The sequence below is a fragment of the Variovorax sp. HJSM1_2 genome, from assembly GCF_049316285.1.
Taxonomy (GTDB): domain Bacteria; phylum Pseudomonadota; class Gammaproteobacteria; order Burkholderiales; family Burkholderiaceae_C; genus Rhodoferax_B.
Genome location: NZ_JBMOXA010000013.1, coordinates 83975 through 101669, shown reverse-complemented (window position 1 = coordinate 101669; position 17695 = coordinate 83975). Strand labels below are relative to the sequence as shown.

Annotated in this window: 16 protein-coding genes; 2 read left to right on the top strand and 14 right to left on the bottom strand. The window is 60.6% G+C overall.

The window, feature by feature from the left end; genetic code table 11:
- Positions 1-32: 32 nt before the first annotated feature.
- The 7 genes from ACFQ95_RS16050 to ACFQ95_RS16020 form a co-directional block, all read right to left on the bottom strand.
- Entirely contained in the window at positions 33-935 is a 903-nt protein-coding gene (locus ACFQ95_RS16050) for a carbohydrate kinase family protein (RefSeq protein WP_422832572.1), read from the bottom strand.
- Positions 936-968: 33 nt separating this feature from the next.
- The gene (locus ACFQ95_RS16045; protein ID WP_422832570.1) at positions 969-2321 is read right to left on the bottom strand and encodes a zinc-ribbon and DUF3426 domain-containing protein; all 1353 of its coding nucleotides are present in this window, start codon (positions 2319-2321) and stop codon (positions 969-971) included.
- Positions 2322-2385: 64 nt separating this feature from the next.
- The gene (gene prmA / locus ACFQ95_RS16040) at positions 2386-3282 is read right to left on the bottom strand and encodes a 50S ribosomal protein L11 methyltransferase (RefSeq protein WP_422832568.1); all 897 of its coding nucleotides are present in this window, start codon (positions 3280-3282) and stop codon (positions 2386-2388) included.
- A 37-nt stretch (positions 3283-3319) separates the two neighbouring features.
- Complete coding sequence (accC, locus tag ACFQ95_RS16035) at positions 3320-4669, bottom strand: acetyl-CoA carboxylase biotin carboxylase subunit (RefSeq protein WP_422832566.1); 1350 nt, start codon at positions 4667-4669, stop codon at positions 3320-3322.
- A 116-nt stretch (positions 4670-4785) separates the two neighbouring features.
- Positions 4786-5241 (bottom strand): acetyl-CoA carboxylase biotin carboxyl carrier protein, encoded by a 456-nt coding sequence (gene accB / locus ACFQ95_RS16030; protein ID WP_422832564.1) that lies wholly within the window; start codon positions 5239-5241, stop codon positions 4786-4788.
- A gap of 123 nt (positions 5242-5364) precedes the next feature.
- Positions 5365-5925 carry a TlpA family protein disulfide reductase gene (locus tag ACFQ95_RS16025; RefSeq protein WP_422832562.1) on the bottom strand — a complete coding sequence of 187 codons (561 nt, stop codon included), beginning with the start codon at positions 5923-5925 and terminating at the stop codon, positions 5365-5367.
- An 11-nt stretch (positions 5926-5936) separates the two neighbouring features.
- Positions 5937-6530, bottom strand: coding sequence for a hypothetical protein (locus tag ACFQ95_RS16020; protein WP_422832561.1), 594 nt, complete (start codon positions 6528-6530; stop codon positions 5937-5939).
- Positions 6531-6624: 94 nt separating this feature from the next.
- Here ACFQ95_RS16020 and mpl point away from each other — a divergent pair, with 94 nt between their 5' ends.
- Positions 6625-8010, top strand: coding sequence for a UDP-N-acetylmuramate:L-alanyl-gamma-D-glutamyl-meso-diaminopimelate ligase (mpl, locus tag ACFQ95_RS16015; RefSeq protein ID WP_422832560.1), 1386 nt, complete (start codon positions 6625-6627; stop codon positions 8008-8010).
- 73 nt (positions 8011-8083) lie between these two features.
- On the opposite strand, the gene ACFQ95_RS16010 is transcribed toward mpl, so the two are convergent.
- From ACFQ95_RS16010 to ACFQ95_RS15980, 7 genes are all read right to left on the bottom strand, one after another.
- Complete coding sequence (locus ACFQ95_RS16010; RefSeq protein WP_422832559.1) at positions 8084-8395, bottom strand: hypothetical protein; 312 nt, start codon at positions 8393-8395, stop codon at positions 8084-8086.
- 65 nt (positions 8396-8460) lie between these two features.
- A complete protein-coding gene (locus ACFQ95_RS16005; RefSeq protein WP_422832558.1) occupies positions 8461-9396 on the bottom strand; it encodes a hypothetical protein in 936 nt (311 codons plus the stop codon).
- A gap of 138 nt (positions 9397-9534) precedes the next feature.
- A complete protein-coding gene (locus ACFQ95_RS16000) occupies positions 9535-10665 on the bottom strand; it encodes a 3-deoxy-7-phosphoheptulonate synthase (RefSeq protein WP_422832557.1) in 1131 nt (376 codons plus the stop codon).
- Positions 10666-10941: 276 nt separating this feature from the next.
- Positions 10942-12414 (bottom strand): metalloprotease TldD, encoded by a 1473-nt coding sequence (gene tldD, locus ACFQ95_RS15995; RefSeq protein ID WP_422832556.1) that lies wholly within the window; start codon positions 12412-12414, stop codon positions 10942-10944.
- An 82-nt stretch (positions 12415-12496) separates the two neighbouring features.
- On the bottom strand, positions 12497-13651 hold the full coding sequence (rodA, locus tag ACFQ95_RS15990) for a rod shape-determining protein RodA (RefSeq protein ID WP_422832555.1): 1155 nt from the start codon (positions 13649-13651) through the stop codon (positions 12497-12499).
- A 57-nt stretch (positions 13652-13708) separates the two neighbouring features.
- On the bottom strand, positions 13709-15394 hold the full coding sequence (locus ACFQ95_RS15985; RefSeq protein ID WP_422832554.1) for an HDOD domain-containing protein: 1686 nt from the start codon (positions 15392-15394) through the stop codon (positions 13709-13711).
- Positions 15395-15409: 15 nt separating this feature from the next.
- On the bottom strand, positions 15410-16936 hold the full coding sequence (locus ACFQ95_RS15980; protein WP_422832552.1) for a GGDEF domain-containing protein: 1527 nt from the start codon (positions 16934-16936) through the stop codon (positions 15410-15412).
- Positions 16937-17070: 134 nt separating this feature from the next.
- Between ACFQ95_RS15980 and ACFQ95_RS15975 the strand changes: the two genes are divergently transcribed.
- A complete protein-coding gene (locus ACFQ95_RS15975; protein ID WP_422832551.1) occupies positions 17071-17670 on the top strand; it encodes a YqiA/YcfP family alpha/beta fold hydrolase in 600 nt (199 codons plus the stop codon).
- Positions 17671-17695 lie beyond the last annotated feature (25 nt).

Genomic DNA, 17695 nt, shown 5'->3' with positions numbered 1-17695 from the left:
CCGGTGTTTCCGTTGAAGAGGCGTCTGTTACCTTACAGGCCCAGCGCCGCGCGGTCCACGGTGTAGTTTTGCGGGCCACGTTGAGCGATCTTCAAGGACCCCAGTTGGTTGCCCAAAGCCGCACAACGCGCCAGTGACCAGCCTTGTTCCAGGCCGAACAGCAACGCGCCACGGTATGCGTCACCACAACCCGTCGGATCCACCACTTCAGCCGCCTTCACGGGCGGTACCAGGGTCTTCTCACCGCCCACCCACACCTCGGAGCCTTCGCCACCCAAGGTGATGACCAGGCCTTCAACGCGCTTGGACAGCTCGGCTTCGCTCAAGCCCGTACGTTCGCACAACATCTTGCCTTCGTAGTCATTCACCGTGATCCACGAAGCCAGTTCCACAAAACGCAGCAGCTCGGTGCCATTGAACATCGGCAGGCCTTGACCCGGATCGAAGATGAACGGAATCGCGGCGTCCTTGAATTGCTCCGCGTGCTGCAGCATCGCGTCCCGGCCGTCGGGCGCGATGATGCCAATCTTCACATCGGCGCGCGCGGTGATCTTGGTCTGGTGCGCTTCAGACATGGCTCCCGGATGGAAGGCCGTGATCTGGTTGTTCGACATATCGGTCATGATCATGGCCTGCGCGGTGTAGGTGTCGCCAATCTCACGCACGTATTCGGTGCTGATGCCCAAGGTCTTCAGGCGCTGCAGGTAGTCGCCGCCGTCTTGACCCAACGCCGCCATGGGCAGCGCCGTGCCACCGAGTTGCAGCAGGCTGTAGGCGATGTTGCCGGCACAGCCACCGTAGTCACGGCGCAGCGTGGGCACCAGAAAGGAGACGTTCAGGTTGTGCAGTTGGTCGGGCAGGATCTGATCCGAAAAACGCCCTTGGAAGGTCATGATGGTATCGAAGGCCAGAGAGCCGCAAATGATGGCTGCCATAGTGTTTTGTCTTTAAGAAAATAAGAAAAGAAATCAAGGATAGAAAGCCAGCAGCCGGTAGCCAACGATGCGCGTCGCCGCCTCACCATCTGGCACGGCGAGCTCCACCGCCGCGACCAACTCACCATTCGCCGCAATGGCTTCGGCCCGCACACCCAATTCGTGCGGCGGTATCACGCGGCGAATCACCGCTTGCTCCTGTGAGTCAGTCAGTGCCAGCTCAATCGACGGCACGGCCAACGGATAAGGGCTGCGGTTTTTCAACACGACATTCAAGCGATACGCCCCGCGTCGCAAAGATGTGAACGCCGAACTGTCGATGGCAATCGCATCGATGCGACGCAGCGCAGACACGCTGCAACCCAAGGACTCACACACCGACACCAACAAAGCACGGCTCTGCGGCCAATGCGCCGCCACGACTTCGCGTTGAAAAACCAACCACTGCAAGCCCAGCACCAGCAGCAACACGCTGGCCAGGCCCATCAAACCGTACCGCATGGCCGGTTTGCGCCAAATGCTGCTCCGCACGTCGGCACCACGCAAAAATGCGTAATCACCTGCCGACGGAGCCGATGCGGAAGATACAGATGCCGCGGACGGCTTGGCCGGGACAAGCGGCTCGGCCTGGTCATCTACGGCGGTTGAAACCAGCGGAGCGACGAACACGGCGTCTTCACCCATGGATGGCATGTCCGGCACACTGGGCTCTACCGCATCAGCTGCGGCGTCACCCATTTCGTCGATAGCCGACTCTGGCGCCTTCGGCCAAGACTCCCCCACGACAGGGTCCAGAGACCCGCTGCGAGCGGCGAGCTCAGCCGCTGCATCTTCGCTCGTCGAGTCGCCCGTCAACACATCACCATCCACGGCGCCAAGCGGCCCGGAATGTTCGGCATTCAACTCGTCAACAGCGGACTCTTCTTCCAACGCCTGCAACTCGCGATCGAACTCTGCCTCCAAGGCCGCCTGGGTGTTGGACAAAGAGGGCTGGACCGCCAGAGTATTCGCCGAATCACTCATATCGCCATAGCGGTCGCGATCATCGCCCGGCCCCTCGTCGTACTCGGGCAAAACATGCGCGGACTCTGTGACCATAGAAGAATGCTGCGCCGAATCGGGAAACTCTAGATGCAGAACCGGCTCAGGCTCTTCCGCGTCCCTCCAGGGCTGAGGTTCAGGCTGTCCAGCGTCAGCATTCGCCACGGGCAGCGGCGTAGCTGCAGCCGGCAGCAGCGCCTCATTGGGCTGCTGATGCAAATCCACCGAGGCATCAAAAACCTCGTTACAGTGGCCACAACGCACCCAACCCTCGGAGATGCGCAACTGGTCGGGAACGACCTTGAACAGCGTCGCACATTCGGGGCAGCGGGTGACCAGGGCCATAACAGGTGATCGCGTCAGGGAGTTGTGAAGTCGTTGTGTGGTGAAAACGCCCCTGCGCCAAATGCTAGAACCGTGCCGTCATCAGCACCCAGCCGTCTTCTGCATCAGAAACTTCGAGGGCGGCCAAGCCTTGGTAGGCGGTCTTCAGCTCGTCCGCTTGGCGCTCCAAAATACCAGCCAAAACCAGCGAACCGCCGGGCGCCACGTAGCTGCACAACAGCGGCGCCAGCACCTTCAAAGGCGTCGCCAGAATGTTCGCCAGCACCGTTTGATATTGACCGGAGGTTTTGTCGGGCAGGCCAGCCTTTAATTGCACAGCATTGGCTTGCGCGTTGAGTTCAGTGGATTCAACGGCCGCCTCGTCAATGTCGACCGCGTCGATATCGGTGGCGCCAAACTTGGCAGCGCCAATGGCCAGAATGCCGGAGCCGCAACCGTAGTCAAGCACACGGCCCAGCGGATTCACCACACCAGCCGCTTCCTGGCGCGCAATCCAACGCAGGCACATACGCGTGGTGGGGTGTGTGCCAGTGCCAAAAGCCAGGCCCGGGTCCAGGCGGATCACGGTTTTGGCTTGGGCCGGCAGCTCATGCCAGGTCGGCACGATCCAGAAAGTCGGGGTGATATCGACCGGCGCAAACTGCGACTGGGTCAGACGCACCCAGTCTTGCTCGGGCACTTCCTGCACCCCGGTGCACTCACAGTCGGCATAGAAGTCTTGTGCAGACAGCAACTCCAACGCCTCGCGCGCGGCCGCTTCGGTGGCGAACAACGCGCGCAATTGCGAACGCTGCCAGCCGTCTTGTGGCGGCGGCATACCGGGCTCGCCAAACATGGCGCGCTCGGCATCGGTTTGCGCATCTGCGTCCTCCACGCTCACGCTCAGGGCGTCGAGCGCGTCAAGCGCATCGCTGAGGATTTCAACGTGCTCTTGCGGACACAGCAGACAGAGTTCGAACATTCAAGGACCTTCTATTACCGACGCGCTTGGCGCTTTGTTAACGCTTGTGTTGAGCCAACCACTCTTCGAGGTAGTGGATGTTGGTGCCACCGGCCATGAACTTCGCGTCCACCATGAGTTCACGGTGCAGCGGAATATTCGTGTTGATGCCTTCGATCACGGTCTCCAGCAATGCCGTGCGCATGCGAGCCAAGGCTTGCTCACGTGTGTCGCCATGCACGATCACCTTGCCTATCATCGAATCGTAGTTCGGCGGCACGAAGTAGTTCGAGTAGACGTGTGAATCCACGCGCACACCCGGACCACCTGGCGCATGCCAAAGCGTGATACGCCCAGGAGACGGGGTGAACTTATAAGGATCTTCCGCATTCACGCGGCATTCGATGGCGTGGCCCTTGATCTCAATCTGGCGCTGGGTAAACGGCAGTTTTTCGCCGGCTGCCACCATGATCTGGGTACGCACAATGTCGACGCCCGTGATCATCTCGGTCACCGGGTGCTCCACTTGCACACGGGTGTTCATTTCAATGAAATAGAACTCGCCGTTTTCGTACAAGAACTCGAACGTGCCGGCACCGCGGTAGCCGATCTTCTTGCAGGCAGCGGTACAACGCTCGCCGATACGCTCGATCAGCTTGCGTGGAATGCCGGGCGCCGGCGCCTCTTCAATCACCTTCTGGTGGCGGCGCTGCATGGAGCAATCGCGCTCACCCAAGTAGACGGCGCTTTTGTATTTGTCTGCCAGCACCTGAATTTCGATATGGCGCGGGTTCTGCAAGAACTTTTCCATATACACGGCCGCATTGCCAAACGCCGCACCGGCTTCCGCCTTGGTCATTTGCACGGCATTCACCAGCGCAGCCTCGGTGTGCACGACACGCATGCCGCGACCACCACCGCCGCCAGCGGCCTTGATGATCACCGGATAACCAATGGCCTTGGCGATGCGGCGCATCTGAACAGGGTCGTCGGGCAACTCACCTTCAGAGCCCGGCACACACGGCACACCGGCCCTGATCATGGCTTGCTTGGCGGAAACCTTGTCACCCATCATGCGGATGTTTTCCGGCGTCGGGCCAATGAACTGAAAGCCACTCTTCTCTACCCGCTCGGCAAAGTCGGCGTTTTCACTCAAGAAACCATAACCGGGGTGAATCGCTTCCGCATCTGTCACTTCCGCTGCGGAAATGATAGCCGGCATATTCAGATAGCTCAGTGCCGATGGGCCTGGGCCAATACACACGGCTTCTTCAGCCAACTTCACATACTTGGCTTCGCGGTCGGCTTCGGAATAAACCATCACCGCCTTGATGCCCATCTCACGGCACGCCCGCTGAATACGCAGCGCGATTTCACCGCGATTGGCCACCAGAATCTTCTTAAACATGCGCAACTCCGCAGCTCGGCCGCCCCGTGACCGCTTTGACACCACCAAGGGCGCCAAAGCTTAGGAACAGCACCGAACTCTTATTTAACATACGTGATCAGCGATCAGATCGCCAATTACTCGATCACAAACAGCGGTTGCCCATACTCCACGGCCTGACCGTTTTCGCACAAGATCTCTGTCACGGTGCCGGACTTATCGGCCTCGATCTCGTTCAAGATCTTCATGGCCTCAATAATGCAAAGTGTTTCGCCTTCTTTGACAACGCTGCCGACCTCCACAAAGGCTTTTGCGCCTGGGCTGGAAGAACGGTAGAACGTACCCACCATAGGCGACTTCACCGCATGGCCTGCGGCCACTGCCGGGGCTGCGGCCACCGGCGCCGCCGCGGCCGCAGGAGCGGCCTGCGGGGCGGCGACGGGAGCGGCCATCATCATGGGTGTGGCTTGCTGCACCACCACACCACCGCTTTTCACGATACGAACCTTGCCTTCGGCTTCGGTGATCTCCAGTTCTGACACATTGGAGTCAGACACCAGGTCAATCAACGTCTTGAGTTTTCGCAAATCCATACAACCTCCAGCCACTTACAAAAAGTGGCGAAATTTAACCTAATTTCTTCGAAAAAACAGCAATTTCTTTGAAAAAGAAAAAACTTCGCGCCGGAATGTACCCGGCTCAAACCGTTTCCACGACTATGTTTGACGCACCCACAACTCCAGATCGGCTGGCGTGACTTGCCCCATTTTACGATGAAGCACTTTGCCTTCGGCGCCGAGGACCACAGTAAACGGTAAACCGCCACTCGTGTTACCGAGCGTTTTCACCAAATCAGTCCCCCCCAAACCAGCCAAGCCAATCGGAAATGTGACAGGAAGTTTCTGCAAAAACTTCTGTACCGCACTCGGCTGATCAATTGCCAAACCCACCACGATCCACGAATTTGCCGCATTTTGCTTGAAGAAGCGATCCAATAGTGGCAGTTCCTCAACACATGGCGCACACCAGGTAGCCCAGAAGTTCACCAGCAGCGGCTTACCCTTAAAGTCAGCAAGCACCAACTTCTGCCCCCCAGGGGTGTCAAACGAAAGCGACCAGAGCGCGTCACTCAAGGGGTCGCCACTGCCCTCGGGCGGCTGTGCCTGCCACCAGGCAAGGCCGGCACCGGCCGCTGCAGCAATACCTGCCGCGGCCAGCAACAAACCTCGGCGGCTGGGCGCTGGGTTGGCTTCGATGGGGGAGGGGTGTGCGTTCATCGTAAATCGCTTCAAACCGAGGTTTCAAACAACAGCTTGCGTACCGCAGCAACGTCGCCGCGTGGCGTGCGGTTTTTGCTATCGGGCTTCAAAGCGCCGCGAAAATCGTCCAGATCGTAGACCATGAGGTGCACACCAATGGTTTCATTCAGCTCGGGGCTGAGGCTGCTGAAGCTCAACGCCTCAACGGCCAAGCCGTGCAATCCCGAGACCGTCGTTGGCTGGTAATCCACCCGGTGGTCGATCAGCGCAATCTCGGCTGATTTTGAATCATCGCAGAACATCTGTATATAAATGTCTGAAAGCCGTGTCGCCGTGCCATGCCAAACCGCTCCCGAAAGATAGGGGCGAAACTCGGCCATACGCTCCATCCAGGTCAATGCCAGCCGACGCAAGGCCAGTAATTCCTGCGGCTGGGTATCGGCGCAAAACAGTTCTATGTATTCGCGCACCGCATCTTCAACCTCGTCATTTCCAGGCAACTTGCTGCGCAAGGGCAATCCCAGTTGTTTCACGGCGCGCCGCTTGGCGGGGCCGTACTCCAAGCCCTCTTCCACCACGATGCGGGCGGCGGTGGTGGCAATCTCTGCGCTCAATGTGTCCATGACGCCGATTCTGCATGCTTTTGCCGAATGCACAGGGCTTCACCCGCAACCCTGGCACGGGCATAGAGGCGCAGGCGCCCTCTAGAATTGCCCCATGCACATTCATATTCTGGGTATTTGCGGCACCTTCATGGGCGGTTTGGCGGTTCTGGCGCGCGAGGCGGGCCACCGCGTGACGGGTTGCGACACGGGTGTCTATCCGCCCATGAGCGACCAGTTACGGGCTTTGGGCATCGAGCTGATGGAAGGGTATGCCGCTTCCCAGATGGCGCTGCAGCCCGACATGTTTGTGGTGGGCAATGTGGTGTCGCGCGCCCGTCTGGCCGATGGCACACCGAAGTTTCCGCTGATGGAAGCCATATTGGATGCGGGAGCCCGCTACACCAGCGGCCCGCAATGGCTGGCCGAACATGTTCTGCAAGGCCGGCACGTGCTGGCTGTGGCAGGCACCCATGGCAAAACCACCACCACGGCGATGTTGACGTGGATCTTGGAAAGCGCTGGCCAAAAACCTGGATTCTTGGTCGGCGGCGTGCCGCTGAACTTCGGCATTTCGGCCCGCATGGGGGAAGCGGCTACACCGTTTGTGATCGAGGCCGACGAATACGACACCGCATTTTTCGACAAGCGCAGCAAGTTCGTACATTACCGTCCGCGCACCGCGGTGTTGAACAATCTTGAGTTTGACCACGCTGACATCTTTGACGATCTGGCCGCCATCGAACGCCAGTTCCACCACCTGGTACGTACGGTGCCGAGCACCGGCGCGGTGGTGTTCAATGCCACCGAAGACAGCCTGCGCCGCGTCTTGGACAAAGGCTGCTGGAGCCTGCGCGTGGGTTTTGGTGCCGGTGGCGACTGGACAGCCGAAGGCACACCTTCCAGTTTTGACGTGCACCACCAGGGCAAACATGTTTGCCGCGTCGATTGGGAATTGACCGGCCAGCACAACCTGATGAACGCGCTGGCCGCCATCGCCGCCGCCCAGCACGTCGGGGTCTCACCCAGCCAGGCAGCAGAGGCGTTGGCAAGGTTCCAGAACGTCAAGCGCCGCATGGAGGTGCGCGGCGCCGTCGCACACCCAGGCGGCGCCATCACCGTATATGACGACTTTGCGCATCACCCCAGCGCCATCCGCACCACCGTAGACGGTCTGCGCCAGAAGCTCGGCACACAAGCCCGCATCCTGGCGGTGTTTGAACCGCGCAGCAACACCATGAAGTTGGGCGCCATGAAAGCACAACTCCCCTGGAGCCTGGCCAACGTGGACTTGGCGTTTTGTCACGCCGGTGGTCTGGACTGGGATGCGCGGCAGGCCTTGGCCGAAATGGGGCCACGCGCCCAGGTCGCAGATGACATCGCCACGCTGGTACAACAGGTGGCGCAAGCCGCACAAGCCGGAGACCACATTCTGTGCATGAGCAACGGCGGCTTTGGTGGCGTTCACGGAAAACTGCTAGAGGCGCTACAAGTTCAATAGCTGCCACCGCTCACCCAGCAAACAACAGAGGCCAATTTCCTTTATGCCTCTGGCGCCCCCCCCGCGGCCATGCTCAGTAAGAAATTGCCATGGCCGCCACGTCCAGCCGCACCAGGTCTTTGCCCAACGCCGATGCCGAGGCACGCGCAAACTCGCTGAACCATTTGGGGTCCTGCCATGCGTCGCGGCCGGCGGCCTGCGCCACGCTGAGCACCTTGTCTGCAAGCAACACCTTGCCGGACGCTCGCAGCGGCTCACAGCCCAGACGCACAAACTGATCGTCCAACCACCAACGCGCCAAATCGTTGGGCATAGGCGCGGCTGAATCGAGATCGAAACGATACTCGACGCCCAAATTCAACACCACTGAAACTTCACGGCGCATCAGACCACCCTCGGATGAAAGAAAAGCAATAGAAACAAAGAGCCTGCCAGTACATCGAGGACGATTCAGCCCGCACGCAACAGGCCGGGTCGACTGACCACCCCGGAAGCTGGCGCCCAACGCACATCGCCATGCGCAGACGCAATCGCCCCATCGAAATAAAAGCTTGCCAGATCGCGCAGCAACTGCTCGCGGTTAAAACCCTTGTTTTGCAGCAGCAAATCGTCGACCGACAAATCACTCGCATCCAACATGCGAATCAGTGCGCGTTGCGACACCTTCAGCCACGCGTCGGGCACCAAGGGTTTGTAGCGCAGGCGAATCGGCCCGTGCAGAAAACGCTCGGGCAAAAGCTCGACGGCCGCATGTTGCGCAAACTGCCACATGATCAAGGTCATGCTCGCTTCCACCATGCCTTTGGGCACCGTTGCCGGACCATGTTGCGGCTGCAAGATCCACGCGGCCTGCTCCAGCTGCAGCGTACTCACGCCGGTTTTGTAATACACATAACGCCCTGGAAAATCGACCACTCCCAAGGGCACGCCCTGGTGTACCACGGTATAGATGTGCGACTGGAGTGAATCAATATGGTGGTGAATCGCCGCGCCCAATGCAAACTGCGTGCGCAATTCCTGCAGACCAGATTCAAGCTTCTTCAAAGCCAACTGCACGCCGCGCTCCGACTCAGGGTCGACGTGATCCCATGGTGCCAACTCGGGATCGGCCAAGGGCTCGGTAAACATCAGTGGCCGGTCGACCTCGCGCAAATCAAGGTTCAGCGGCGGTCGGCCTTGCCGGCTGTCGGGCACCTGCAAAATGCCCGAGCCCAACAATCGTGCTGCCGAGCCGTTGATGCACAAGGCATCGGCCTCGGTAAATTCAGCCACGCGCCAGGCGGGCAAGCTGCCAGGATCTCGCGGCATGTAAGCCGTAAGCAGCGCGCGCTGCGGGGCTGTTAAACCGGCCAGCCCCAGCCACAAAATCGGACGAGGAAGAAGCATGCACTAAACCTCTAGAAAGCGCCCGGAGTTCAGCCCGCAAGATCGTGCAACAGACAAAGTTGCAGCCTCGGGGCCAGTGGCTCCAAGCCTACCGTGATTGAGGCAAATTTGCACGCTTCATCACCAGCCCGGCAAAAATTAGCGCTTTTTTCTGCGCGCGGCCACGGCCTGGGACAAGATATCGAGCGCTTGCAAGGATTGATCCCAACCCAGGCAGGCATCGGTAATGCTCTTGCCGTACTCCAGCGCATTAACATCATGCTGGCCGGGCGTGAACTTCTGGGCGCCCTCTTGCAGATGGCTTTCCACCATCACACCAAACACCTGGCGCGAACCGGCGGCCAGTTGGGCCGCGATCTCGGACGCAACTTCCAACTGTTTTTCGTGTTTCTTGCTGCTGTTGGCATGGCTGCAGTCCACCATCAACTTCGCGGGAAGCTTGGCTGCCGTCAGTTCGGCACTGGCCGCATCCACACTCGCCGCATCGTAGTTCGGCGCCTTGCCGCCGCGCAGGATCACGTGGCAGTCCGGGTTACCCTTGGTCTGCACGATGGCGACCTGGCCGTTCTTGTGTACCGACAAGAAGTGGTGGCCACGCGCCGCCGCCTGGATGGCGTCGGTGGCGATACGGATGTTGCCGTCGGTACCGTTCTTGAAGCCTATCGGCGCCGACAAGCCCGAGGCCAGTTCACGGTGCACCTGGCTTTCGGTGGTGCGTGCGCCGATGGCACCCCAGGCGATCAGGTCGCCGATGTATTGCGGCGAGATCACATCCAGGAACTCACTGCCAGCGGGCAGGCCGATGCGGTTGATGTCGATCAGCAACTGGCGTGCGATGCGCAGGCCTTCGTCAATGCGGTAGCTTTCATCGAGGTAGGGGTCGTTGATCAGACCCTTCCAGCCCACCGTGGTGCGTGGCTTCTCGAAGTACACCCGCATCACGATCTCCAGCGTGTCGGCGTATTTGAGCCGCTGCTCCTTCAGGCGACGCGCGTATTCCAGCGCCGCAGCCGGATCATGGATGGAGCACGGGCCTATCACCACCAACAGCCGGTCGTCGCTGCCGGCCATGATGTTGGAGATGTTCTTGCGTGTATCGGCAATGAGCGTCTCCACGGGGCTTCCCTGGATAGGGAAGAAGCGGATGAGATGTTCTGGTGGAGGCAACACGTTGATGTCCTGAATGCGTTCGTCGTCGGTTCGGCTGGTTTTCTCGACGGTGCGATACCAGGTGTCGTCACTGCTGGCGGAAGGGATGCTGGCATTCATGGTGGGAACTCCTAGGTGTGTTGCTTGTGTGTTGACCAAAAAACAAAACGGACAAAAATGATGCGCAAAAAAAAAACCGCCGGGGGTCCGGCGGTTTTTTGGAAGATTCAGTACGACTTTTTTCAGGTACGTTCAGATCTCTCTACCGCCGAATGCGCTTGAGAACCAAAAGTAGCCAAAATAAAAGCTTGCGTGATGCATGGGGGCTGAATGTAGCACAGGCTTCTCGGGCTTGTCAGCGCTTTTCTGTACCTTAATTGCCACAAATGTTTGAAGTTAGGCCGTACCGCCGACGGTCAAACCGTCGATACGCAAGGTGGGTTGGCCCACGCCCACAGGGACACTTTGGCCCTCTTTGCCGCAAGTGCCTACACCGGTATCGAGTTTCATATCGTTCCCGATAAGGCTTACGCGCTTCAGGCATTCCGGGCCACTGCCGACAATCGTGGCGCCCTTCACCGGGTACTGGATCTTGCCGTTTTCCACCCAGTAGGCTTCGCTGGCAGAGAACACAAATTTGCCCGACGTGATGTCCACCTGGCCGCCGCCAAAATTGGTGGCGTACAAGCCCTTCTTCAGGCTGGCGACGATTTCTTCCGGCGCCTTGTCGCCGCCTAGCATGTAGGTATTGGTCATGCGCGGCATGGGCACGTGGGCATAACTTTCACGGCGGCCGTTGCCGGTGGGCTGCACGCCCATCAGGCGGGCATTCATCGAATCCTGGATGTAGCCCTTCAAGATGCCGTCTTCGATCAGCACATTGCGTTGGCTGGCATTGCCTTCGTCGTCCACGTTGAGCGAGCCACGGCGATCGGGAATGGTGCCGTCGTCGAGCACCGTCACACCCTTGGCGGCCACACGTTGGCCGATGCGACCGCTGAAGGCGCTGGAGCCCTTGCGGTTGAAGTCGCCTTCCAGCCCGTGGCCAATCGCCTCGTGCAGCAAGATGCCGGGCCAGCCGGCACCCAGCACCACGGTCATCTCACCTGCGGGCGCAGGGCGCGCATCGAGGTTGGTCAATGCGGCGTGTACGGCGGCGTCCACATACTCGTTCAAGATTTCATCGTCGAAATAGGCCAGGCCAAAACGGCCGCCGCCGCCGCCCGAACCCATTTCGCGGCGCACGCTACCGTTGACGGTGGCCTCGGCGATCACCGTCACGCTCAGCCGCACCAGCGGGCGCACATCGGCGGCCATGGTGCCGTCGGCACGGGCCACCAGCACCACGTCGTATTCGCTGGCCAGACCGGCCATGACCTGCGCCACACGTGGATCTTTGGCGCGCGCAAGTTTTTCCACCCGTTCCAGCAACTGCACCTTGGCTGTGCTGTCAAGGCTGGCAATCGGGTCGGCCTGGGCGTAAAGGGCACGGCTTTTTGCTATCTTTTGCGTAGCCACCTTCGCGCGGCGGTTCTGCCTGGCAGCCGAAATAGACCGTACGGTGCGGGCGGCGTCCAGCAATGCCGCTTCAGAGATATCGTCCGAGTAGGCGAAAGCGGTTTTCTCGCCGCTGACGGCGCGCACACCAACCCCTTGGTCTATGCTGAAGGATCCGGTTTTGACTATGCCCTCTTCCAGGCTCCAGCCTTCGCTGCGGGTGTATTGGAAGTAGAGATCGGCGTCGTCGACGTTGTGCGACGTGATCTCTGACAAAGCGCGCCCCAAGTGGGCCGGGGTCAAGCCAAACGGATCCAACAGCAGGGATTGGGCGGTGGCAAGGCGTTCGAGGGTGGGTTCGCGTGAAATCATCGCCTCATTTTAGGCGCGCCATGGGTTTCGCGCGGCGCTCTATTTCGCCCCTGCCCTGCCCATGGACATGGCAGGGGCGACGTTAGCTTTGCGAGGGCCGCCGCGCCTTGGACACCGACATCAAAATCCCCAGTGCCATGCCCAGTGTGACCATGGCCGTGCCACCGTAGCTGATAAACGGCAGCGGCACACCCACCACGGGCAGGATGCCGCTGACCATGCCGATGTTGACGAATGAGTAGGTGAAGAAAATGGTGGTGACCGCGCCGGCCAGCAAACGCGAGAACAGTGTGGGCGCATCCGCCGCGATGAACAGGCCGCGCAGGATCAGGAAGATGAACGAACCTATCAGCAACAGGTTGCCAACCAGGCCAAACTCTTCGGAAAAGGCCGCAAAGATAAAGTCGGTCGTGCGCTCGGGAATGAACTCCAGGTGGGTTTGTGTGCCCTGCATGAAACCCTTGCCGGTGAGCCCGCCCGAGCCGATGGCGATCATGCCCTGGATGATGTGAAAGCCCTTGCCCAGCGGATCCTTGCGCGGGTCGAGCAACGTGCAGATGCGCTGCTGCTGGTAGTCGTGCAACACCACCCAGCGCACACCATCGGCGCACAGCTGCGGCTCGAACGCCACCACCAGGCCAATGCCAACCAGCGCCAGCAACACTGGCGGCAAGATCAGCTTCCAGCTCAGGCCGGCAAAAAAGATCACCGCCAGCCCGGCGGCCAGCACCAACAGCGAGGTGCCCAGGTCGGGCTGCTTCATGATCAAGCCCACTGGCAGCAGCAGCAGCAAGCCGGCCACCACAAAGTCGAGTGAACGCAATTGCCCCTCGCGGCGCTGAAACCACCACGCCAGCATCAGCGGCATGGCAATCTTCAAGATTTCGCTGGGCTGTATCACCACCCCGAGGTTGACCCAGCGCTGAGCGCCTTTTTTGGTGATGCCAAACAGCGCCACCGCGATCAGCAGAGCAACACCCAGGGTGTACAGCGGCACCGCCGCCAGCATCAGCCGCTGCGGCGGCACCTGGGCCACCACAAACATGATGGAGGCCGCGAGCAGCATATTGCGCCCATGGTCAAGAAAACGTGTGCCATGGTCGTAGCCGGACGAATACATGGTCAACAGGCCGGCAAAGGCCAGCATGATGACGGCCAGCGCCAGCGGAATATCAAACCCCTGGAACAACGGCAAGGTGCGGCGCCACAGCGGCGCCTTCTCAAATACGACAGACATTCCGCAATTATCGGCGCTTCATGAAGGCGCGGCGGGCAGCACACGCCCGCCAGCGTATCAATTGGGTAAACGAAAGGCGGCAACCGCCTGGTTACGCAGCGTGCGCAGCAGCGCCAGCTCCTGTTCATCCACCCCGATACCGCCCGGGGCATCCTGGTCGGCGTAAATCAGCGCAAACGGCTTGCCACGCGCCAACAAAGGCAGCAGCAAGAATGATTGCGCCCCCACGTCCTTGCGGTACCAGGTGGGCAGGCGTGTGGCCATACGCGCTTCGGTGGCGTTGGTGATCAAGGTATCGACCCCCTTGGTGCACACCGCCGCAAACAAATCACCCTGGGCTTTCAGGTCAATCTTCATGGCCTGCGCCACCACGTCACAGCCCTCGCCCAGGCCGAAACGGCCGGAGAGGGTGTCGGCCTTGCCGTCACGCAGGCAAAACACAATGCGCCGGAACGCCAAGGCGCGGAACATGGTTTCCAGCACCATGCGCACCACGTCGTTGGTTTGGTAGGGTTCGCTCATCACGGCGGCGATTTCGTGCACACCGGCGGCGAGCAGTTCCAGCACCTCGGGCCCGTTGCGGCGCACCCCTTGTGTACCCGGCATGCCTGGCAACACCGGCGGCGAAGCGCGCAAGGCGAGCTGCGCCAGCGGATCTTCCGCGGCCTGGCTGGCGACCGCATCGGGCGCCAGCAGCAACTGGCGCGCCACGGAGCCAGGCGTGGGCTCTATGACCAGTGCCTCGGCCAAGGCGGTGAGTTTTTCCCGGCCCTTGGTCGCGGCCATGATGATGTCCTTGGGTGCGCGGTTCAGACAGCGCGCATACCGCTCGGCCACCATGCTCAGGTGTCCGCCACCGCCCAGCAGCAGCGAATCAACCACGGCATTGCCCGTGGCGGCCGCCCAGCGCAGGCGCTCCAGCGGCAATTCCGGCGGACGTGGCGGCGGCAAGCCCAGCGGCCTATGCATGCAGCGCTGAATCGATTCCGGCAGGCTCCATAGCCGCGCCACACCAACACCAAAGTCTTCAAAGCTGACGCCCAGCACCTTGATCGAGGCGCCCTCTTCCCCGCTCTCGTAAGTGCCCGAGGCGACCAAGCGGCGTACCTCGCCAGCCTCGCCGGGGAAATAAAACGTGGCCAGCATACGCCCCAGGTTCTGGAACATGGCGCCAATAAACGCCTCTTCACTTTCAGACGCCAGCGTGCACAAGCCACTGGCCACCGAGCCCGCCATCAACGCACGCAAGAACTCGTCTTGCACCAGCGCGGCGTGGCGCGTGTCCTTCATGTGCTCCAGCAGCACCAGGCTCAACGCCAGGTTGCGCACGGCATCAAAACCCACCAGGCTCACCGCGCGTGACACCGTGCTCACCGTGCCACGGTTGGGATGCGCGTAGTTGGCGCTGTTGACCAGGCGCAGCAGGCGCTGCGTCAGCGCCACGTCTTTGAGCACCTCGTTGGTGAGTTCACTGACGCTCTGGTTTTCCGAGTTGGCGGCGCTCTGGATGTTGATGACGGCCGCCGACAACGACGGAAAACTGCCTTGGTGGCGCATACGCCCCACCAGGCGCTCGAACGGGGTATCGGTCGCCGACGTGGACGCGGCAAGCCCCTGCACGACAGGTATCACACGGTCAACTTCGAAATCCAGCGCCTGGGCGAGAGGTGACGGCGTTTTGCCTGAGTCGAGTGGGTCTTTGGGAGGTGGGGTGGGCTCGGGCACGATTTCAGTGGGAAACAATTGTTGTTATAAAAATTAACCGCCCAGCACCCGGTTCTTACCCGAACGCTTGGCGACATACATGGCGTGGTCGGCGCGTCTCAAGCCGTCAGCCGACGACTCTTCGGCCGCCAGTTCGGCCACGCCGGCACTGAAGGTAATCAGCACCTTTTGGTTGTCTCGCAGAAAAAACTGGGTGGTCAGCTCACGTTGCAGCCGCGCCAGCACGGCCACGGCAGCGTCCAGCACAGTGTCTGGCAACAGAATCACAAACTCTTCTCCACCATAACGCGCGAGCGAGTCTTGCGGTCTAAGGCAGCCGCGAATCACACCCGCCAGGTGCGTCAGCGCGGCATCGCCGGCTTCGTGGCCCATGTCGTCGTTGAGCTTTTTGAAGTTGTCGACATCGAGCATGGCAATACACATGATCGTGCCCTTGCGCCGCCCGGTGGAGATTTCGCGCTGAATGGCTTCGTCCAGTCCGCGGCGGTTCAGCGCCCCCGTCAATGTGTCGTGCCGCGCCTGGGCACTGGCGCGGTCCAGCTCGATGTGCAGCTTCACGATCTCGGCTTCGGCCTCCTGGGCCTTGTTGCGTAACGACTGCAGGTCGTTGTGCGACATCATGGTCTCGTGCGCCATTTCGCGCGTTGCCTGGATCACATTTTTCAGCACCGGCCCGAGTTCTTCCATGTTCTGCGCGCTCTCGATCTGGCGTGCGCAGGCTTCTATGGTGGTGTGGAAGTTACTGCTGGACTCGGTGATCAGCGACAAACGCTCGACAAACGTCGCCAGCAACTGGCGCATTTGCTCTTGCGCTTCGTTGGCGCTGCCCTTGGCCTCGGTCTGCTTGAAGATCACGTCTTTCAGCAACACCTGCACCTCATCCAGGCGACGCAGGTTCAGGGGCGCCACGGCTACCGCCTTCAGCGCATCGATCTGCCCTGTCAACCATTGGTCTTCGCTGCTGAGTTCCGCAATATTGTCGAACACCAGGTTCAGCAGTTTCAGCAGGCCGTCGCGGATTTCCATCTGCTCTTCGGCGGCAAACGACACGCGGTGGGTGTAATTGGCCACCGCGACCTTGGCCTTCAACGCGTCCAGGCTCTGGTGGCGCAGCGCCCCCAACACCTCCTTGGTGGCCATGTTGAAGCGCTCGTCGTCCAGACCCAAGGCGGGCTGGACGTTTTCAATCAGCCGCGCGACTTGTTCCATGAATTCAGCCGTCAGCGCCGGATTGGCCCGCCCCACCACCGCGGCATCGGCTTGCGGCGCAGGCGCCATGCCAAAGCCGGCGAAACCGATGAGGGCGTTTTGCACACCGTCCCAGCTGCGCTGGCCTATGGCCGAGGTCAGCAGACCCAGTTGTTTTTGCTGGCCCGGGTTTTTGGCAGGCAACACGGCGGCGATCTTGCGCAGCGGCTCGGACGGGAAAAACGCGGGCGGCAGTGTGCCCGCGATCTCGTGGTAAAGCGTTTGGTAGTTCTCCGGCGTAGGTGCCAACTTCTTGGTCGCCAACTGCTTGAGTGTTTCCCGGGCAATTTCGTTGGGCGATAACTCGGACATGGCGAGAGCAGTAAATGCGGAGAATTTCGGTTTCACAATGTATCTTGAAGAGCAGGCTGGATGCTAGCGATATTGCAGATTTCATCCAATAGCGGCACACCCTTGATCTGTCGCCTCTTTGCTAGCATCGTCTGATGACCACCACACACCTGCTCTACCTCCACGGTTTTCGCTCATCACCACGCTCGGCCAAGGCCCAGCAAATGGCGACTTTTGTGCGGGCGCAGCACCCCGATGTGCACTGGTGGTGTCCGCAATTGCCGCCATCCCCCGCGGATGCGGCGAAGCTGATTGCGCAAGGCACAGCCGGCTGGCCATCGGCCCGCACGGCCGTAGTGGGTTCGTCGCTGGGTGGCTTTTACGCCACGTGGTTCGCCCAGCAAACCGGCTGCAAGGCGGTGCTGGTCAACCCGGCGGTCAACCCGGCGCGCGACCTGGAGCGCTACATCGGCGAGTTGACCAGTTGGCACGACCCGGACCAGGCCTTCTACTTCAGGCCCGAGTACATCGCCGAATTGCGCGCGCTGGAATGCCCTAACCTGCTCCACCCGGCGCGTCTGGCACGTTTCATGGTGCTGGTGGCCAAGGGTGACGAAGTGTTGGATTGGCGCGAAATGGCCGGCCGCTACGCCCACGCTCACCTGAAGCTGCTCGAGGGTGGCGACCACGCGCTGAGCGACTTTGCGCTGTACCTGGACGAAATCTCGGCGTTTCTCGGCTTGGCCAGAAGCTGACGGCTCTGCATAGGGGACAATCCGG

Coding starts and splice junctions, on each gene's coding strand:
- ACFQ95_RS16010 (WP_422832559.1), bottom strand. CDS start 8,395: ATGCGCCGTGAAGTTTCAGTGGTGTTGAATTTGGGCGTCGAGTATCGT.
- ACFQ95_RS16000 (WP_422832557.1), bottom strand. CDS start 10,665: ATGAATGCCAGCATCCCTTCCGCCAGCAGTGACGACACCTGGTATCGC.
- rodA (WP_422832555.1), bottom strand. CDS start 13,651: ATGTCTGTCGTATTTGAGAAGGCGCCGCTGTGGCGCCGCACCTTGCCG.
- accB (WP_422832564.1), bottom strand. CDS start 5,241: ATGGATTTGCGAAAACTCAAGACGTTGATTGACCTGGTGTCTGACTCC.
- prmA (WP_422832568.1), bottom strand. CDS start 3,282: ATGTTCGAACTCTGTCTGCTGTGTCCGCAAGAGCACGTTGAAATCCTC.
- tldD (WP_422832556.1), bottom strand. CDS start 12,414: ATGATTTCACGCGAACCCACCCTCGAACGCCTTGCCACCGCCCAATCC.
- accC (WP_422832566.1), bottom strand. CDS start 4,669: ATGTTTAAGAAGATTCTGGTGGCCAATCGCGGTGAAATCGCGCTGCGT.
- ACFQ95_RS15980 (WP_422832552.1), bottom strand. CDS start 16,936: ATGTCCGAGTTATCGCCCAACGAAATTGCCCGGGAAACACTCAAGCAG.
- mpl (WP_422832560.1), top strand. CDS start 6,625: ATGCACATTCATATTCTGGGTATTTGCGGCACCTTCATGGGCGGTTTG.
- ACFQ95_RS15975 (WP_422832551.1), top strand. CDS start 17,071: ATGACCACCACACACCTGCTCTACCTCCACGGTTTTCGCTCATCACCA.
- ACFQ95_RS16050 (WP_422832572.1), bottom strand. CDS start 935: ATGGCAGCCATCATTTGCGGCTCTCTGGCCTTCGATACCATCATGACC.
- ACFQ95_RS16025 (WP_422832562.1), bottom strand. CDS start 5,925: ATGAACGCACACCCCTCCCCCATCGAAGCCAACCCAGCGCCCAGCCGC.
- ACFQ95_RS16020 (WP_422832561.1), bottom strand. CDS start 6,530: ATGGACACATTGAGCGCAGAGATTGCCACCACCGCCGCCCGCATCGTG.
- ACFQ95_RS16045 (WP_422832570.1), bottom strand. CDS start 2,321: ATGGCCCTGGTCACCCGCTGCCCCGAATGTGCGACGCTGTTCAAGGTC.
- ACFQ95_RS16005 (WP_422832558.1), bottom strand. CDS start 9,396: ATGCTTCTTCCTCGTCCGATTTTGTGGCTGGGGCTGGCCGGTTTAACA.